The sequence below is a fragment of the Actinoplanes sp. NPDC051346 genome (assembly GCF_040682215.1).
In the GTDB taxonomy this organism is placed as follows: Bacteria; Actinomycetota; Actinomycetes; order Mycobacteriales; family Micromonosporaceae; genus Actinoplanes.
This window is the reverse complement of record NZ_JBFBAJ010000002.1, coordinates 592,571-610,175: the sequence shown is the minus strand read 5'-3', so window position 1 is coordinate 610,175 and position 17,605 is coordinate 592,571. Positions and strand designations below refer to the sequence as shown.

At 73.2% G+C, this 17,605-nt stretch carries 12 protein-coding genes and 1 pseudogene; 5 read left to right on the top strand and 8 right to left on the bottom strand.

Annotated elements, in window-relative coordinates; translation table 11 throughout:
* Positions 1 to 7: 7 nt before the first annotated feature.
* The 6 genes and pseudogenes from AB0M36_RS07010 to AB0M36_RS06985 form a co-directional block, all read right to left on the bottom strand.
* Entirely contained in the window at positions 8 to 1,348 is a 1,341-nt protein-coding gene (locus AB0M36_RS07010; RefSeq protein WP_364153611.1) for an NAD(P)/FAD-dependent oxidoreductase, read from the bottom strand.
* Positions 1,345 to 4,563 carry an amino acid adenylation domain-containing protein gene (locus AB0M36_RS07005; protein ID WP_364153608.1) on the bottom strand — a complete coding sequence of 1,073 codons (3,219 nt, stop codon included), beginning with the start codon at positions 4,561 to 4,563 and terminating at the stop codon, positions 1,345 to 1,347. Before AB0M36_RS07005 ends, AB0M36_RS07010 begins: the two co-directional genes overlap by 4 nt.
* Positions 4,560 to 10,364: an amino acid adenylation domain-containing protein gene (locus tag AB0M36_RS07000; RefSeq protein ID WP_364153606.1), complete on the bottom strand. Its 5,805-nt coding sequence runs from the start codon at positions 10,362 to 10,364 to the stop codon at positions 4,560 to 4,562. Before AB0M36_RS07000 ends, AB0M36_RS07005 begins: the two co-directional genes overlap by 4 nt.
* 372 nt (positions 10,365 to 10,736) lie before the next feature.
* Positions 10,737 to 10,946 carry an MbtH family NRPS accessory protein gene (locus tag AB0M36_RS06995; protein ID WP_364153603.1) on the bottom strand — a complete coding sequence of 70 codons (210 nt, stop codon included), beginning with the start codon at positions 10,944 to 10,946 and terminating at the stop codon, positions 10,737 to 10,739.
* 235 nt (positions 10,947 to 11,181) lie between these two features.
* Positions 11,182 to 11,391, bottom strand: a complete 210-nt coding sequence (locus AB0M36_RS06990) for a hypothetical protein (protein ID WP_364154296.1) — start codon at positions 11,389 to 11,391, stop codon at positions 11,182 to 11,184.
* A 110-nt stretch (positions 11,392 to 11,501) separates the two neighbouring features.
* A pseudogene (locus AB0M36_RS06985) lies at positions 11,502 to 11,594 on the bottom strand (Lrp/AsnC ligand binding domain-containing protein); the annotation flags it as partial.
* Between the two features lie 236 nt (positions 11,595 to 11,830).
* On the opposite strand from AB0M36_RS06985, the gene AB0M36_RS06980 reads away from it, so the two are divergent.
* The gene (locus tag AB0M36_RS06980) at positions 11,831 to 12,637 is read left to right on the top strand and encodes a hypothetical protein (protein WP_364153600.1); all 807 of its coding nucleotides are present in this window, start codon (positions 11,831 to 11,833) and stop codon (positions 12,635 to 12,637) included.
* On the opposite strand, the gene AB0M36_RS06975 is transcribed toward AB0M36_RS06980, so the two are convergent.
* The gene (locus tag AB0M36_RS06975; RefSeq protein ID WP_364153597.1) at positions 12,588 to 12,845 is read right to left on the bottom strand and encodes a DUF4240 domain-containing protein; all 258 of its coding nucleotides are present in this window, start codon (positions 12,843 to 12,845) and stop codon (positions 12,588 to 12,590) included. The genes AB0M36_RS06980 and AB0M36_RS06975 overlap by 50 nt on opposite strands.
* A gap of 350 nt (positions 12,846 to 13,195) precedes the next feature.
* On the opposite strand from AB0M36_RS06975, the gene AB0M36_RS06970 reads away from it, so the two are divergent.
* The 3 genes from AB0M36_RS06970 to AB0M36_RS06960 all read left to right on the top strand — a co-directional run bounded on the left by AB0M36_RS06970 (position 13,196) and on the right by AB0M36_RS06960 (position 16,915).
* A complete protein-coding gene (locus AB0M36_RS06970; RefSeq protein ID WP_364153594.1) occupies positions 13,196 to 14,230 on the top strand; it encodes an exo-alpha-sialidase in 1,035 nt (344 codons plus the stop codon).
* Positions 14,227 to 14,523: a MoaD/ThiS family protein gene (locus AB0M36_RS06965; RefSeq protein WP_364153591.1), complete on the top strand. Its 297-nt coding sequence runs from the start codon at positions 14,227 to 14,229 to the stop codon at positions 14,521 to 14,523. The genes AB0M36_RS06970 and AB0M36_RS06965 overlap by 4 nt, the downstream gene beginning before the upstream one ends.
* Positions 14,524 to 14,677: 154 nt before the next feature.
* Positions 14,678 to 16,915, top strand: a complete 2,238-nt coding sequence (locus AB0M36_RS06960) for a GGDEF domain-containing protein (RefSeq protein ID WP_364153588.1) — start codon at positions 14,678 to 14,680, stop codon at positions 16,913 to 16,915.
* Here the strand turns inward: AB0M36_RS06960 and AB0M36_RS06955 are convergent.
* Positions 16,867 to 17,241, bottom strand: coding sequence for a hypothetical protein (locus AB0M36_RS06955; RefSeq protein ID WP_364153585.1), 375 nt, complete (start codon positions 17,239 to 17,241; stop codon positions 16,867 to 16,869). The genes AB0M36_RS06960 and AB0M36_RS06955 overlap by 49 nt on opposite strands.
* Before the next feature lie 140 nt (positions 17,242 to 17,381).
* On the opposite strand from AB0M36_RS06955, the gene AB0M36_RS06950 reads away from it, so the two are divergent.
* Positions 17,382 to 17,564 carry a hypothetical protein gene (locus tag AB0M36_RS06950; protein WP_364153582.1) on the top strand — a complete coding sequence of 61 codons (183 nt, stop codon included), beginning with the start codon at positions 17,382 to 17,384 and terminating at the stop codon, positions 17,562 to 17,564.
* The last annotated feature ends 41 nt before the right edge of the window (positions 17,565 to 17,605 follow it).

Below are 17,605 nucleotides of genomic sequence, written 5' to 3'. Positions count from 1 at the left end.
TCGGTCCTCACCGTCGTCCGGGGCGGCGGCGCAGCGCCGCGTAACTGCCGAGGGCGGCGCCCGCCGCGGCGAGCGCGGCAGAGCAACGCAGAATCCGGTCCTGCCGCCGGGCCCGGGCGAGGGCGTCGGCGTAGGGCACGGTGGTGTGGGCGACCATCGTGTAGAGCGGGGTCCAGGCGCGCGGGGCGAGCCGGTTCAGCATCCGGTCGGCGGCGGCCTTCGCGGCGTACGCCGGCCGGTGCACCCGGTCGCGCAGCTCCACGAAGTTGCGCACCGACAGGTCCGCGAGCACATCGGTGTGCGGCCGCCGGCGCCGCTCGTACTCGGCGAGGGCCCGGCTCGCGTCGTGCGGGTACGCCCCCAGGCACTCGTCCAGGACCAGGCAGTCCTCGAACGCCGAGTTCATGCCCTGGCCGTAGAACGGGTACACGGCGTGGCACGCGTCGCCGATGAGCACCACTTTGCCGGCGTGGCGCCACGGCGCGGTACGCACGGTGGTGAGCTGCCCGACCGGATGGTCGAAGAACTCCTCGACCAGCCGCGGCATCAGCGCCTCCGCGTCCGGGAAGTGCCGGCGGACGAAGCCGCGCACGGCCGCCGGCGTGTCCAGCGTGGCCAGGCTGGGGTCACCCTCGAACGGCGCGAACAGGGTGCAGGTCAGTGACCCGTCGACGTTCGGGTGGGCGACCATCATCGCCGCCTCGCCCGGCCAGACGTGCAGCGCGTCGAGGCGTACCCGGGGACGGCCGTCGGCACCGGCCGGGATGGTCAGCTCCTTGTATCCCCAGTCCAGGAACTCGCGGTGCAGGTCGGCGCGGCGGCCGTGCTGGAGTTGCTCCCGTACGGCGGAGAACGCGCCGTCGGCGCCCACGACGAGGTCGGCGGCGACCTCGGTGGCCGCGCCGGTGACAGCGTCCACGACCCGCACCGCCGGGGTGTCCCGGTCGAGCCGGTCCAGCCGGTGGCCGAAGTGGAACTTCACGCCGTGCCGGGTCTCGGCGGCGTCGACCAGCAGCGCGTTGAGGTCACGGCGCAGCACCGAGTGCAGGATCTGGTGCTCGGCGACCCCGTACGGCTGGAATGCCGTCGTGCCGTCGGGATGGTGCACGACCCGGCCGCGCATCGGCACGCTGCGGGCCAGGACGTCGTCGAGCAGCCCGGCGGCGGCGAGCGCGCGCATCCCCCGGGCGGAGAGGCCCAGGTTGATCGACCTGCCCTCCCCCGCGCCGGCGGCGCGCGGATCGTTCCGGCGCTCGAAGACCTGCACCGACCAGCCGCGCCGGGCCAGGTAGCCGGCGGCCAGGGAGCCGGCCAGGCCCGCTCCGGCGATCACCGCGTGCCCGGTCATCCGTTCTCCTCCGCGATCAGGGTGTCCAGCAGGTCGTCGATCTCTGCGTCCGAGAGGCTGTCGAGCGAGGCGGTCGGGTCCGGTCCACCGGGACTCCAGGCGGCCGGGCCGGCAACCGTGGTGGCCGCCGGCTCGGTCAGCCGCTCGGACAGACCGGCGATCGTCGGCGCCGCGAACAGCGCCCGCAGCGGCAGCGCCACCCCGAACTCGGCGGTGATCCGGGCGATCAGCCGGGTGGCGGTGAGCGAGTGGCCGCCGAGGTCGAAGAAGCTGTCGTGGACACCCACGCCGGGCAGGCCGAGCACGGCGCACCACAGCGCGGCCAGTCGCTCCTGCACCGGGCCGCGGGGCGCGGCGCCGGTGGTGCCACCGTCGCCCCAGCGCGGCTCCGGCAGCGCCCGCCGGTCGATCTTGCCGCTGGGGGTACGAGGCAGCCGGCTGAGCGGCACCAGCATCGCCGGGAGCATGTACTCCGGCAGCGTACGAGCCAACGCGTCCCGCACCGCGGGCCACAGCCCGGCGTCGGCGGCCGGGTCGACGGGTTCCGCGTACGCGACGAGCCGGACATCCGCCGAGTCACCGGCCGAGCCACGCCAGGCCGTCACGACGGCGTCGCGCAGCTCCGGCAGTTCCCGCAGCGCCGCCTCCACCTCGCCCAGCTCGATCCGGAAGCCTCGCACCTTGACCTGGTGGTCGGTGCGGCCCAGATACTCCAGCCGCCCGCCGGGCAGCCAGCGCGCCAGATCGCCGGTGGCGTAGAGGCGCCCGCCCGGCGCGGGGCCGAACGGATCCGGGCGGAACCGGTCCGCGGTCTGCCCCGCCCGGGCGTGGTAGCCACGGGCCACCCCCAACCCGGCGAGGTGGATCTCGCCGGCGACTCCGGTGGCCACCGGCCGCGTCCACGCGTCGAGCAGGTGCAGCCGCGTGTTGGCGACCGGCCGCCCCAGGTCGACGGGACCGTCCGGACCGACCTCGCCGAGGGTGGAGTAGACCGTGGTCTCCGACGGGCCGTACCCGTTCAGCAGCCGGGCGCCGTCGGTGCGCAACGCGTCGGCCAGCTCCCGGGTGAGCGCCTCGCCGCCGCTGATCCGCAGCCGCACCCCGCTCGGCACCCCGCCGGCGGCGAGCAGCATCCGCCAGCTCGCCGGGGTGGCCTGCACGACGGTGACGGCGCGGCGGGTCAGCTCCCGGCGCAACAGTGCCGCGTCGCGGACGGTGTCGGCGTCGAAGACCTCGACCCGGGCACCGGCCAGCAACGGCAGGATCAGTTCCACCACGGAGATGTCGAAGGCGGGGGTGGTCAGCGCCGCGACCCGATCGTCCGGCCCGAGCCCGAGGGTGGCGCCGACGCCGACCAGAAGGTTGACGAGCGACCGTTGGGTGACCGCGACACCCTTGGGTGTGCCGGTGGAGCCGGAGGTGTAGAGCAGGTACGCCAGCCCGTCCGCGGACGCGGCACCGGGCGGCGGCGCTTCCGTGGTCGGTTCGTCCACATCGACCACTCGGACACCGGTCGGCCAGGTGGTGGCGGTCCGGGTCGACGCGTCGGCGAGCAGCATCCGTACGCCCGCGTCGGCCGCCGTCGCCGCGAGGCGCCCGGCCGGCAGGCTCGGGTCGAGCGGCAGGTAACCCGCGCCCGCCTTCCACACCGCCAGGATCGCGGTGATCACGGCGGCTCCGCGGGGCAGGCAGAGCCCCACCGGGGTGTCCGGGCCGGCCCCGGCGGCGCGCAGCCGCCCGGCCAGTCGGTCGCTGCGTTCGGCCAGCTCGCCGTAGGTCAGCGACGTGCCGTCCTCCGCCATGACCGCCGTAGCGGTCGGGTCGCCGGGCCAGCGGTTCCGGAGCAGCGTCGCGAGATCGGCGTACGGCAGCGCGAGGTCGGTGTCGTTGTACCCCGCCGGGACGCCGCCACCGGCGGACGGGAGGATCGCGTCCGGGTCGGCGAGGGCCGCGTCGAGCAGTTCGGCGTACCCGTCGGCGACGGCGGCGACGCGGTCGGCGTCGAAGAGGTCCCGCCGGTAGGTGAGCCGCAGCCCCAGCCCGGCCGGGCGCTCCTCCACGGTGAGCGTGAGGTCGAACTTGGCGGTGCCGTTCTCGCACAGCTCGGGCGCGATCCGCAGCGTCCCGGCGACACGCGGCTCCTGCTGCCGTTCCAGGGCGAACATCACCTGCACGAGCGGGGCGTGCGCGAGGCTGCGGCCGGAGGTGACCGCGTCGACCACCCGGTCGAACGGCGTTTCCTGGTGGGCCAGGGCATCGGCCATCGCCGCCGTAGCGCCGCCGAGCACGTCGCGGAACGTCGGCCATGGGCCGAACCGGGCCCGCAGCGCGAGGGTGTTCGCGAAGAAACCCACCACCCGGGCGGTCTCGGACCGTAGCCGGCCGGAGACGGGCACCGCGACGAGCAGATCGTCCTGGCCGCTGAGCCGGTGCAGCAGCGCCTGGAACGCCGCGAGCAGCACGGCGAACGGGGTGGCCCCGGCGGCGCGGGCGAGGCGGTCGACCGCGGTGGAGACCCCGTCCGGCAGGTCGCGCCGGGCCAGCCCACCGACCCAGGACAGCTCGGCCGGACGGGGTCGGTCGGTGGGCAGCGCGAGCACGGCGGGGGCACCGGCGAGGACGTCACGCCAGTGCCGTACGCCGTCCTCGAGGTCGCCGGCCGCGCTCCGATCGCGCTGCCAGAGCGCCACGTCGGCGTACTGCACCGGCGGCGGGGGCAGGCCGGGGTCGCCACCGGCGGCGTACGCGGCGGCCAGCTCGTCGAAGAGGGTGTCGAACGACCAGCCATCGGCGACGGCGTGGTGCACCACCAGCACCAGCACATGCCGCTCGGGCCCCAGCCGCAACAGGCGGTGCCGCACCAGCGGGCCGGTGGCGAGGTCGAACGGGAGGGCACCCTCGGCGGCGGCGAGGGCCACCGGGTCGGCGCCCGGTGCCACACCGGTGACGTCGAGAGTGACCGTCCACGGTGGCCGGATGAGCTGGACCGGCGCCCCGTCGGCCGCACCGAGCACGGTACGCAGCGCCTCGTGCCGGGCGAGCAGCCAGCCGAGCGAACGCTCCAGCACCGCCACATCGAGCGGCCCGACAAGGTGCACCGCCCAGGTGATGTTGTACGCGGGGCAGCCGGGGTCGAGCTGGTCGAGCATCCAGAGCCGCTGCTGGTTGGCGGAGGCCGGCAGAGCGTACGACCCTGGGCCAGCGTGCAGTGTCATTCGGACCCTCCCCGGCGGGTGTCGACCGCCACGAAACGGAACTCGGCGGAGTACCGGGCGCCGACGGCGTCGGACAGCCAGAGCTGGTCGGGGCCGGGCAGCATCTCGCCGATGCGCAGCTGCGCGCCCGCGCCCGCACCCGCGAGCGTGCGCCGTACCGCCCGGGCGAGGCCGTCGACGGCGGCCAGGCTGGCGAAGTCCACGTAGAACGGCTTCTTCTCCACCGGCGTCTTCACGAACGCGAATCGGGGCAGGCCGAGCCCGCGCTGCCAGCGCCGCACCTCGGCGAAGCGGGTCGCCTCGTCGGCGGTGCAGGCGTTGGCGAGGTCGGCCGCGCGCAGCCGCCAGCTCTCCCGGGCCAGGACGACCCGGTCGACGGTGATCCGCGGCTGGTGCGCGGCCGGGCGCAGGATGTCGAACCGCTGCAGGAGCTGGAGCATCAGCGGTTCGCCGACGACGTCGGCGAGGGGCCGATCGAGGCGGCCGTCGCGGCTGCGCACCATCAGGCGGCCGCCCCGGTCGACGAGCACGCAGTCGGCCACCGACACCGCGGTGCGCGGGTCGAGGCCGCCGCTGTCGTGCCCGAAGACCAGCCGCAGGTCCCGGCCGGTGACGAGCTTGTCGGTGAGGCGGGCCGGGGCGCCGCCGTCGGCGTCGGTCGCGGCCAGCACCACCCGGGGCACCGGCAGGTCCGCGGCGGACGCGGCGAGCAGCTCGCCCGGGGCGGGATGCTGGGCGACGAACAGCGCCGACCGCAGGGTGTTCACTCCCGGATGCACCTCGCCGACGACCCAGGAGTACTCGCCGCGGCGAATCGCGTCAGGGCCGTCGGCGGCGAGCATCACGTCGGGGCTGTGCTGCCACGCGCCGGGCCAGCCGGGCGCCGGGCAGGCGAACGCCGAAGCCGCGGCGGCCCGGATGTCGGCCGTGGAGACCTGCACCCGGCGGGCTCCGGCCGGGACGCCGACAAGCGTGGCCCAGCGCTCCCGCAGCCCGCGCTCGACCGGGGCGATCAGCCGCTCGGGCAGGTCGAAGAGCAGGTCGTTGGCCCACAGCCAGAAGTCGCCGAACGGCACCTCGGCGCCGCCGGTCCGGGCGGCCAGCTCCTGGTACCGGTCCCGGCAGACGCGGCGGAACAGCGCGGCGCCGGCGCAGGTGAACCAGCGGGCGCTGTCGAGCAGCAGCCCGAGCGCGGGCCACAGCGTCTCCAGCATCGCCTCGGAGAGGGTCACCTCGGTGCCGGAGCGGCAGTCCTCGTAGACCAGGGTCCGGCCGGCGTAGACGCCGCCGGCCCGGCGGGTCGCCGCCCGCCCGGTCCGGGCGGTGAACTCACCGGCCAGCTCGGTGAGGGCGGCGGCGAGCCGGTCCGAGGAGCCGGCGGCGCCGGCCACCGCGTCCCGCCGCGCGGTGAGCGCGTCCAGCGCGGCCAGCGCCCGGCCCCGGACGGCCTCGTCGGGTACGGCGGCGAGCCGGGCCCGCACCGCCACCTCGGGGTGCAGGTCCTCCTTGGGCACCTCCAGCGACCAGGTGATCCGCTTCTCGTCGCGGAGCTGCCCGAGCAGGGCGTACACCTGGTCCTCGGTGGTGAAACCGGTGGCCGGGTCGGCGACGAGGCCGGCGGCGATCTGCGCGGCGGGCCGCAACCCGTCGCAGCGGCGCAGCAGGCTGGCGGTGTCGCGAGCCAGCGGCACGGGCGGGGTCAGCGGCAGCAGCAGGACGTCGCCGCCGTCCCGGCGATCGACCGCGACGAACGGCAGCCGCCGCGGCACCAGCCAGGGGCGCAGACCGGGCTCGTGCCGGGTGATCGCCTCGGCCAGCTCGACCACCGCCCAGCTCTCGAAGTAGACGGTCCGGCGTTCGAGCTCCCGGCCGTGCCGCACGGCGAGCGGGCCGCCGGACTCCGGCTCGATCCGGGCCCAGCCGACCGGGCCGAAGAAGCCGACGGTGTCGTTCTTGGCGCAGTACCGCTGGAGGTAGCTGGCGACCAGCGCCTCGTGCTGTCGGTGCTGGGAGCCGCCCGGGCCGGCGGCCGGGTCGCGGTGGGCGACCGGGTCCAGGGCGGTGCGCAGCGCGTGCAGGTTCTGCCAGGTCACCGCCTCCCGTACGGCCGGGTCGCGGGCGGCGTCGCGCAGCCGCGCGGACCGGTCGGCGGCGGCCTGCCCGGCCGCGGCGGCGTACGTGGCCGCGGCCTCGGCGCGCCGGGCGCGGGCATCGGCGTGGCGGCCGGCCGCGGCGGCCACCTCGGGCCCGACGGACGGGTCGAGGTCGACATCGGCATCGCGGGTGGCGGCGCGCAGCATCCGGTTCCACCGGCCCCGCTCGGTCGTGGCCGCGGTCGCCGTCGCGGCCCGGCGCGCGGCGTGCAGCAGGCCGGTGAGCTCGTCGCGGGCCGCGATGAGCGCGTCCTCCGCGCCCGCGAGAGCGTCGGCGGCGGCGACCAGGCCCGGGTCGCCGAGGGCGACGAGCGGCGCCATCGGGAAGCCGGGACGGCGCAGGCCCGCCCAGCGCCAGATGCCCCACACCCCGTCCCCCGGCCGGAAAAGGTGGTGGGGTCCCTCGGGTCGCGGCGCCGGAACGCGGAACGCCTCACGGTCACGGGCGACGAGCGCCGGGGAAGGGGCCACGCCACGGCGGGCCTCGATCTCGGCGGCGAGCCCGGCGAGCGTACGCCGGTCGTACACCGCTCGGATCGGCAGCTCCACGCCGAACGCCGCGGCGACCTCGAAGACCAGCCGGGTAGCGAGCAACGAGTTGCCGCCGAGGGCGAAGAAATCGTCGTCGGCACCGGTCGGCGCCGTCGGCAGCAGCCGGCCCCAGCTCTCGGCGAGCGCCCGTTGCACCGGGCCGGCCGGCGGCGTGCGGATGCCCTCCGAAGCGGTCGCGCCGATCGGCGGCAGCGCCCGCCGGTCCACCTTGCCATTGCCGGTCAACGGCAGCCGGTCGAGCACCGCGTACCCGGCCGGGTGCAGGTACGCCGGGAGCTGCCCGGCGGCGACGCGTCGCACCTCGGCCGCGAGGGCGTCCGCCTCGGCCGGGCCGAGTGGACCGGCCGCGGGCGTGACGTAGCCGAGCAACCGCCGCCGCTCCCCCACCCCGGCCACGACGACGACGGCGTCGCCCACGCGCGGGTGGCGGCGCAGCACCGCCTCGACCTCGCCGGGCTCCACCCGGAAGCCGCGGAGCTTGACCTGCCCGTCGGCGCGCCCGAGAAATTCGAGGGTGCCGTCCGGCAGCCAGCGGGCGCGGTCGCCGGTCCGGTACATCCGTGCGCCCGGCACCGGTGCGAAGGGGTCGGGCACGAACCGGTCCGCGGTCCGGCCCGGCTCGCCGAGGTAGCCGCGGGCCAGCCCGTCGCCGCCGGTGTACAGCTCGCCGGGGACACCCACCGGCACCGGCCGCAGCCGGCTGTCGAGGACGTACACGGTGGTGTCTGGCACCGGCCGGCCGATCGGCACGGGGTCGCCGACCGCTTCCGGGTCGGTCATCACGTGACAGGTGGTGAAGGTCGTGTTCTCGGTCGGCCCGTACCCGTTGACGACCGGGTGGCCGGGACGTGCGGCGAGGGCCGCGCGGACCGCGTCCGGGGCCAGCACGTCGCCGCCCGCGAGGAGCTGGCCGACCCCGGCGAGGCAGCCGGGATCGTACTCGACGACCTGGTGGAACAGCCCGGCGGTGAGCCACAGCGTGGTGATCCGCTCGGCGCGCAGCAGCGCCGCGACCTCCGGTACGCCCAGCGGGCCGGGCGGCGCGACGACGACGCTCGCGCCGGTGAGCAGGGCGCCCCACACCTCCAATGTGGCGGCGTCGAACGCGACCGGGGCGAGCTGGAGCACCCGCTCGCCGGGGCCGAGACGGAAATGGTCCGGGTCGCACACGAGGCGCAGCACGGCGCGGTGCGGCACGGCGACGCCCTTCGGTTCACCGGTCGAGCCGGAGGTGTAGCTGACATACGCCAGGGAGTCCGCGGCCGAGGGATCGGCGGGCGGCGTCGCGGGCTGGGCGGCGAGCGCGTCGGCGACCTCGTCGAGGCGCAGCGTCGTGGCACCGGCCGGCAACCGCCGGGCATCCACGGTCGTGGTCACGGTGAGTGCCACGCGAGCGCTGGCGAGCAACCGGGCGGTGCGCGCCGGCGGGTCGGCCGGATCGAGCGGCAGGTATGCGCCTCCCGCCTTCAGCACGGCGAGGAGCGTGACTACCAGGTCCAGGCCGCGCGGCAGGGCGATCCCGACCGGGTTGTCCGGTCGCAGCCCCCGGACGGCGAGGAGGCGGGCGAGGCGGTTGGCGCGCTCGTCCAGCTCCGCGTAGGTCAGCGCGGCGGCGCCGTACCGTACCGCCTCGGCTCCCGGCGCCCGGGCGACCTGCTCGGCGAAGACCGCCGGCACCGTGCTGGTGCGCGGGTAGCCGCTGGGCCGCCCCTGCCAGTCGCGCAGCAGCTCGTCCCGCTCGGTGGCGTCGAGGAGTGGCAAGGCACCCACCCGGGCCTCGGGCTGACGGCAGAGAGCAAGCAGCACCGTGCGGAACTGCCGCAGCATCCGGTCGGCGAGCGGATCGGCCAGGCGACGGCGGTCGTGGTAGAGCAGTACGCGCAGCCGGGGCTCGCCGTAGACGCAGACGGTGATGGGCTGGGCCGGGTGGCGGTGCACCCGTACCGCGCGGCGGCGCCAGCCGGGGTCGGCTTCGGTGAGCCGGCCGTGCAGGTCCCGGTAGTCGTACATGACGAGGCTGTCGAAGAGCGGCACGTCGGTCGGGAGCCCGCTCAGCGCGTGCAGCTCGGGCAGCGAGGCGTGCTGGTGCGCCCGGACAGCGACAATCCGTTCCCGGACCCGGACGAGCCATTCGCGCACGGTGGCGTCGGCGTCGAGGCTCAGCCGGAGCGGAACCGTGTTGACCAGCATCCCGATGATGTCCTCGGCACCGTCCACGGTGGCATGCCGGCAGGAGCGAGTGGTGCCGAAGAGCACCTCGGTGCCGCCGCCGTACCGCTGGAGCAGCACGGCCCAGGCCGCGGTGACCAGCGTGCCGAGCGAGATCCCGGCCGTGTCGGCCGCCGCCCGCGCCAGGCCCGTCTCGGCCGCCGACAGCTCGGTGCCGATCTCGCGGATCGAGTCGGGCCCACGCGGTGGGGCCGTTTCGGCCGGGCTGAGCGGCAGCGCCGTTGGCGTCGCTCCGGCCAGCTCGGCCTGCCAGAACAGCCGTTCGTCGGCGGCCGGCCGCCGGCTCCACCAGGCAACATAGTCCCGGTACGGTCGCCGCGCCGGCGGACGATACCCCTCGCCCCGGCACAGCGCCTCGTATTCCGCCACCACCTCGGCGACCAGCAGCCGGATGGAACGACCGTCGAGGATCGCGTGGTGCAGGCTCAGCACCATCGTGGACCGTTGCGGCCCGTGGTGCAGCAGCGTGACCCGGATCAGCGGCGGCTCGGCCGGGTCGAAGTCGCGGGCGCGGTCCACGCGCAGGAATCGGCGCACCCGCTCGTCGATCGGGGCCGCATCGGTACCGGTGTCGACCCAGGACACGGGAACCGTCGTCGCGTCGCTGACCGCGTGCCACGGCCCGGCGGCGTCGCCCGCGCGGTCCCAGGCGTCGCCCGCGCGGTCCCAGCTGAACGACGTGCGCAGCACGTCGTGTCGGGCGGCCGCGTGCTGCCAGGCGCTTTCCATCGCCGCCCTGTCCAGCGGCTCAGGCCAGTCGCAGACCACCTGGAGGACGTCCACCCCGGCGCCCGGTTCGTACCGGTGATTGAAGAGCAGGCCCTGCTGGATGGCGACCGTGTCATACCGATCCTGGGTCGAGGTCAACGAGCCCCCTTTCGTGATTACGCAAAATGGTGGGAGAAACTTCTCCGGTGGCAGCCGGGCAGCTCTTTTCGGCATGCCTGTGACATTCGAACGACGAGCACTGAAATGCGAGGTAACAGCGGCCAGAAGTCATCGCAGGCGATGCCTGAATATGCTGGCGATGGCGTCGAAGCCCGACGCCCGAGTGATATCCCGCCGGGCGGAAATCGCCCGCGTTATGCCCACCTCTCCCCCGTAAACAGGACGGCACGTCCATACCGCCGGCGAACCGGCTGTCGTGCCAGAACCCGCGATCCGTCCGAAAATGCGTAGATTTACCGCCGCCGACGCACACTCTGGGCAACTGCCCCCAGGCTGGGCGTCGATCTTGCGTCAGCCGTTGGCGGAGAGCCACTCCCTCAGGCCGCGCGGGCGAAGATCGGTCCACACCGTGTCAATGTGCGCCAAACAGGCGGCACGGTCGCCAGTCACTTCGGTCGATCGCCACCCGAACGGCAATTCCCCGCCGACCGGCCATACCGAGTACTGCTCCTCGTCGTTCACGACGACGAGGTACCGGCGGTCATCCACCGAGTCATCCATGTCCCCCACCTCGGAATCCGGTAAATGAGCGATGACAACGGACTATACCCTTCGCCGCCCGAAATTCAATGTCAGAAAATTGCACCATGAGAGTCCCGGGCGCGATTCCACGCCTGGTTTTAAGAATCTAACTCCGGGTATGGACCACAGCGTCCCGGATAGCGGTCGATAGCGGTCATTTGACGGCACCTGCAGCTTTGCGGGGATCCACACCGGACGGTACCGCCCAACAGCGTCAGCGGCCGCCGAAAGCGGTGGCGACCATGAGCAGGTATCCCGCCGCCGACAGCGGGACCGCGTACGCAAGTGCGAGCATGCGATCGCGCCAGGTCTTCCCGACCAGCACGGTGACCACAACGGCGAGGACGGCGAGGACGGCCGCGTACTCGACGAGTTCCGCCGTCCGGTAGTTCGGATCGCCGATCCGGCCCACGTCGATAGCCAACTCGGCCAGCAGGACCGCGGCCGGCAGATCCAGACGAAGTCAAGGAACCCCAAGATCACTGATGAGCGGAAGCCGTTGACCTCGCGTCGTTTGCTGAGGCGGTCGAGGAGGAAGGCGTGCAGGGCGTCGAGGTCGGGCACGCCGACGTGGAGCAGGAAGTCGTCGCCGCCGGCGAGGACGAAGACGCTGAGGACCTCGGGCATCTTGGCCGCTGACGCCTTGAACGTGTCGATGACGGCCCGGCTCAACGGTCGGACCTGCACGGAAACCAGGGCCTGCACGCCGCGGTTGAGCGCGTCCACTCCCGCCGCGCCGGCCGCAATCCCGCCCCTCTCCCGACTCCCACGGCAGTTTGACAATGACCTGGATCGGTCCGACTAGCGTGCATCCGGTGTGGATTAATGAACGGAGCTACCTAGTCCGGAGCCCGATCGCGCGCGTGCCCGGGCGTGTGCTCGCCGGCTTCGCCGTAACCCTCGGTGCCGCCTTCGTCCTCGCCCCCGCGCCGCTGGCGGCGATCCGGCCGGGCGGCGGATTCACCGATCAGGGGCACCTCGCCGGGTCGCTCCGGGCGGCGTTCGCCGAGTACTGGCAGTCCGGCAGCGGGGTGTTCTCTCCGAGCATGCGGAATGTCGTTGACTACTGGCTGCGCTATCACCTGGTCAAGGCGGTGACTGCCGCGCTGCTGTTCGCCGTACTCGTAGTGCTCGGGGTCCGCCTCTGGAAGGCGTTCGCCCTGGGCGCCCGGCTCGGGGTCGGCAGGCGGGCCACCCTCGCGTCGGCCGGTGTCGTGGTGACGATGGTCGCGCTGTTCTCGCTCGCCCTGGTGATGGCGAATGTCCAGGGCTCGGTGACGCCGTTCGCGTCGCTCCTGCCGATGCTGGTGGACGGTCCCGGCAGCGGCGAGGCCGCCGGGACGCTTGAGCAGGTCCGGCAACAGCTCGCGGGAGGAGGCCAGCCCTCCCCCGCCTTGCAGGTGATGATCGACGACTTCGCCCGCTACCACCTGGCGATGGCGGTGATCGCCGCGATCGTGGCGGCCGGTCTGACCGCCTTCAGCGTGCTGCTGTGGAAGCGGTTCGCCGGCACGGCACGCACCGAACGGCGGACCCGTCGGGTGCTGGCGTCGTTCGGCGTGGTCGCCGCCCTGCTGCCGCTGCTCGTCGGGCTGATCTCGGCAGCCAACACGACAATTGTCATCGATCCTGCCCCGGCCCTGTTGGCCTTCTTCCAAGGTGGCTGGTGAGCTGGGTAAGTGCTTCCCCGTCGTCCCATCGACGGGTCAGCAGCACCGCGGGATCGGCGAGAACCCGCTCCACGACAGCCTTGCCGTTCGCGACGATGCCCGCGCGTAGGTACAGGAACGAGTCGTCGGACAGGGGAATCGGCGCTTCGTCCTCCGGGTCGTCGAACCAGAACTCGTCCTCTGGCATCGCCTGGCTGGGAAATCGCATGCCGTCGATCATGTCAGCGCGTCAGCCGCGACGCTGAGACGGGCTGTCCAACGCGGAATCGCGCGGCGGGCGAGCTGGTGAAGGCCCGCGAGCGGGAGCCGAAGGGATCGGGGGAATTCCGGCAGGGCCCCTTGCGTTCGTCGGCGAACGAGTCGACCGTTGGCTTGACATTCCGCGATGCCCGGACAGTGTCGGAGGGCTGGCGGAGGATGTCCAGGAGCAGGACGTCAACGGATTCGGCGGCTGCCAAGCCGGGATCGGGGTGGGACATGACCGGGGTACGGGTACTGGTGGGCACACGCAAAGGCGCGTTCATCCTCACCGCGGATGGCAAGAGGCAAAACTGGCAGGTGAGCGAACCCCATTTCGGGGGCTGGGAGATCTACCATCTCAACGGCTCCCCGGCCCACCCGGACCGGCTGTACGCGTCGCAGTCCTCCGGCTGGTTCGGGCAGCTCATCCAACGCTCGGAAGACGGCGGCAAGTCCTGGGAGCCGGTCGGCAACGACTTCGGTTACGCCGGTCCCGTCGGCGACCACCTTTGGTACGACGGGACGCCGCGCCCGTGGGAGTTCAAGCGGATCTGGCACCTCGAGCCGGCACGCGACGACCCTGACACGGTGTACGCGGGCGCCGAGGACGCCGCGCTCTTCCGCTCGACCGACGGCGGTCACAACTGGCAGGAGCTGTCGGGCCTGCGGACCCACCCCTCCGCGCCGCGCTGGCAGCCGGGTGCCGGGGGAATGTGCCTGCACACGATCATCGTGGATCCCACCAACAGCGAGCGGATCTTCGTGGCCATCTCGGCCGCCGGGGCGTTCCGGAGTGACGACGGCGGCACGACCTGGCTGCCGATCAACCGCGGCCTGCGCTCCGAGCAGATCCCCGATCAGGACGCCGAGGTGGGGCACTGTGTGCACCGCATCGCCATGCACCCCTCCAGGCCCGAGGTGCTGTTCATGCAGAAGCACTGGGACGTCATGCGCAGCGACGACGCGGGAGCGTCGTGGCGCGAGGTGAGCGGCAACCTGCCGACCGACTTCGGGTTCCCCATCGCGGTGCACGCGCACGAGCCGGAGACCATCTATGTCGTCCCGATCAAGAGCGATTCCGAGCACTACGTGGCGGACGGGAAGTTGCGGGTATACCGCAGCCGCGCCGGCGGCGATGAATGGGAGCCGTTGACCACCGGCCTTCCCCAGGCCGACTGCTACGTCAACGTGCTCCGCGACGCGATGGCGGTCGACACGCTCGACCCGTGCGGCATCTATTTCGGAACGAGCGGCGGGCAGGTGTACGGCTCGGCGGACGGCGGAGACACCTGGGCCACGCTCGTGCGGGACCTACCGCCGGTGTTGTCGGTGGAAGTCCAGGTGCTGCCGTGATCCGTGTCGTGCTTCCCGCGCATCTGAAGAATCTGGCCCGGGTCGGCAGCGAGGTGCGACTCGAGGTGACGGAGCCGGTCACCCAGCGCCGAGTGCTCGACGAGCTGGAGGCCCGCTATCCGATGTTGCGCGGCACGATGAGGGACAGGAACACCGGCAAGCGCCGCGCCTTCATCCGGTTCTACGCCTGCGAGGAGGATCTGTCGAACGATTCGCCGGACACGCCGTTACCCGAGCCGGTGCTGGCCGGCAAGGAACCGTTCCTCGTCGTCGGCGCGATGGCCGGCGGCTGACCGGTGGTGCGGCGGCGGTGCCCTCGCCGGGTTCCGCTCAAGAGCGCCCCGGCGCGGCCGAAAAAGCGGGAGACAGTGGCTCACCGCCGCTGCGGTCGAGAGGACCCCACGAGCGCCCGCTATGACCACTGCCCCGTCTCGCGAGCATCTGGCCATGACGCCGACGGTCGCGCAAACAGCGCCGTACCCGGTCCGCCGTGACCGGGTGGGGACCATCCGGGCCAACATCGCGCTCAGCGCTATCGGACCCGCCATGGCGGCTATCTACACCGCCGGCACCTGGGGCGCACCCCATCGGCCCGCCATGCTGGGTGTCATCGCCGGGATGCTGGCCGTTTTCGGGCTCGGCTGGGGGCTCGCACCGGCCATCGCCCACTGGCGGACGCGGTACCCGGTGCAGGTCGGAGCGATCCTCTTCAGCCTCGCCAGCCTCACCGTGCTCGTGCTGTTGGACGGCGGGGTTGCCGGCCCCTTGGGCGTGTTCGTGCCGATCTGTCTGGTCTTCCTGGCCATCACCGTCCCGCCCCGGATCTTCGGTGTGCTGGCCGCGCTGTGCCTGGCCGCGTACTGGACGGCGGCGCTTGTCGGTGGTCCGCCGCCGCCGGGGTACGCGCTGGTTCACACTCTGCTCTTCGGCGGGGTGTCGTACCTGTGCCTGCGCCACGCCGGGGCGCTGGCGTCGCTGCGCCGGCGCCTCGCCGAGCTGTCCCGCGTCGACCCGCTGACCCGCTGCCTCAACCGGCGCGGGTTCGACGAGCGCGTGGCCGAGGCACTGTCCGACTCGGCACGCACCGGCCGACCGGTCACCCTCGTGCTGATCGACCTGGACCGGTTCAAGGAAATCAACGACACCTACGGCCACCGCCGCGGGGACGAAGTGCTCGCCTGGGTCGGCGAGACACTGAGCCGCGAGGCAGTGGGCCGGGAGACACTAAGCCGCGAGGCAGTGGGCCGGGAGACACTAAGCCGCGAGGCAGTGGGCCGGGAGACACTAAGCCGCGAGGCAGTGGGCCGGGAGACACTGGCCCGCGAGAAACTGGGCCGCGAGCTGGGGGCCCACGACGCGGTGGGCCGCCTCGGTGGCGACGAGTTCGCCGTGTTGCTGTCCGGTAGCGGGCCGGGCGAGGCCGACGCGACGGTGGGCCGGCTGCGTGCCGCTCTGCAACCGTGCGCCCCGGCCAGCCTCGGCCACGCCTGCTACCCGGGCGAGGCGGGCACCGTCGAGCAGCTCAAGCACCTCGCCGACGAGCGGGTCTACCGCGACAAGCGCGCCCGGGACCGGCAACTGCCGACCCCCGAGGCGGTGGCGGCCGCCCGCCGGGCGGACACGCCGCCCGCCCCGATCGAGGTCTCCAAGCGGGAACGCCGCCGGCACTCCATCGCCGATGTCGGCTGGGTGTCGATCGCCAAGGCCTCCGTGTGCGCCCTCTACGCCGTCGCCTACGCGGCCACGGTGCCGCGCTGGCCGCAGATGGTGGCGTTGTGCTCGCTGGCCATCGCCATCGGACTGGGCACCGTGCTGGCGTCGGACCGGCTCAGTCGCTGGTCCGCCACGCGGTATCTGCTGATGGCCATCTCCGTGGTCAACTACCTCACCGCCGCCAGCGTGGCCGCGGCCGGAGGCGGCGTGAGCAGCCCGGTGGGCATGTGCATGCTGGTGTCGCTACCGCTGATGGCGCTCAGTTCCCCGCTGCGCGCGGCCGTACCCGTGCTGGTCTCCGTCAGTGCCATCTACATCGTCGTGGCGGTGGGGTTCGGCGCGTCCGACGGGTGGTACGTGGCGACGCACCTGGGCGGCGTGCTCGCGGTGTCCGCCGTGTGCGCGATGCAGGGCCGCACGGCGGCCCGCCAGCGGGCACTGGTCACCCGGCTCACCCGCGTGGACACCCTCACCGGATGCCTGAACCGTCGGGGGTTCCAGGAACGGTTCACCACCGAGCTTGCGGACGCCCGCCGCGCCGGTCACCCGGTCTCGCTGCTCATCTTCGACCTGGACGGCTTCAAGCAGCTCAACGACTCGCAGGGACACGCCGCGGGCGACGAACTGCTCCGCTGGGTCGGTGCCACGCTGGGCGCCCACCTGCGCGCGGACGACGTCGTCGGCCGCCTCGGTGGCGACGAGTTCGTGGCGCTGGTCGGCGGCCGCCCCGGCACCGCCGAGAGCGACGTGGCGGACACCGCCCAGCGGCTGCGTCGAGCGCTCGCCGAGCGCACAGACGCCTGTGTCGGCGCGGCCACCCTGGACGAGCACGGCCACGACTTCGACGCTCTCTACGCGTACGCCGACGCCCAGCTCTACGCCCAGAAGGCCAGACGAGGACCGTCGCCGCGGGCGCCCCTGCCTCATGGTGCGGATGCGTCTGCCAAGACGGCCGCTTTGCCGTCGGCATAGTCGGCCATGGCCGCCGGATCGCGGTCGAAGTAGTCGTTCCAGAAGTTCGGCCGATGCCAACTGCCGGGAGCCAGGCGGAGCGATCCGTCGCCGGTCATGGCCGCTGACCAGCATGCCGGAAAGTGCCCGTCGACGGTCTCGAACATCTCCGGATCCCAGATCGTCCCGGGATCGTCACCGTCGTCGTCGTCGATGATTCGCACGTAGTGGGCGTCGGTGAAGTACGCGATCTCCAGCACGGGATACACAGCGCCGACGCGGACGCCCGGGTAGGTATCCACCGGATCGCCGAACGGGTTGATGATTCTGACGCACCGCACGAGCACCGCGAAAGTCTACGGGCAGCTGACGATCCCAGCTGCCGCTGGTACGCGCTCGGGAACCGACGGCATCAGGGCGTGCCAAAAGGGTCGGGCGTCTTTCCTCGCAGACGCAATTGGTTGTGACGCCCGTGCACCATGAGGCCATGAGCGCATTGACGGACCAGCTGCCGGCTTTGCTCGGCGTCCTGCTCGGAACGAGCGGGACCATCCTCGCCACCGGGATCGCGGACCGCTCGCGGTGGCAGCGCCAGCAGGCGGCGCGGTGGGACGAGCGCCGGCTCCAGGCGTACGTCGAGTTCGCCAACGCCGTGACACGCGATCGCTGAGAGTCCTTCTGGAGAGATGGACACGCGTGGTGACAGGCCGA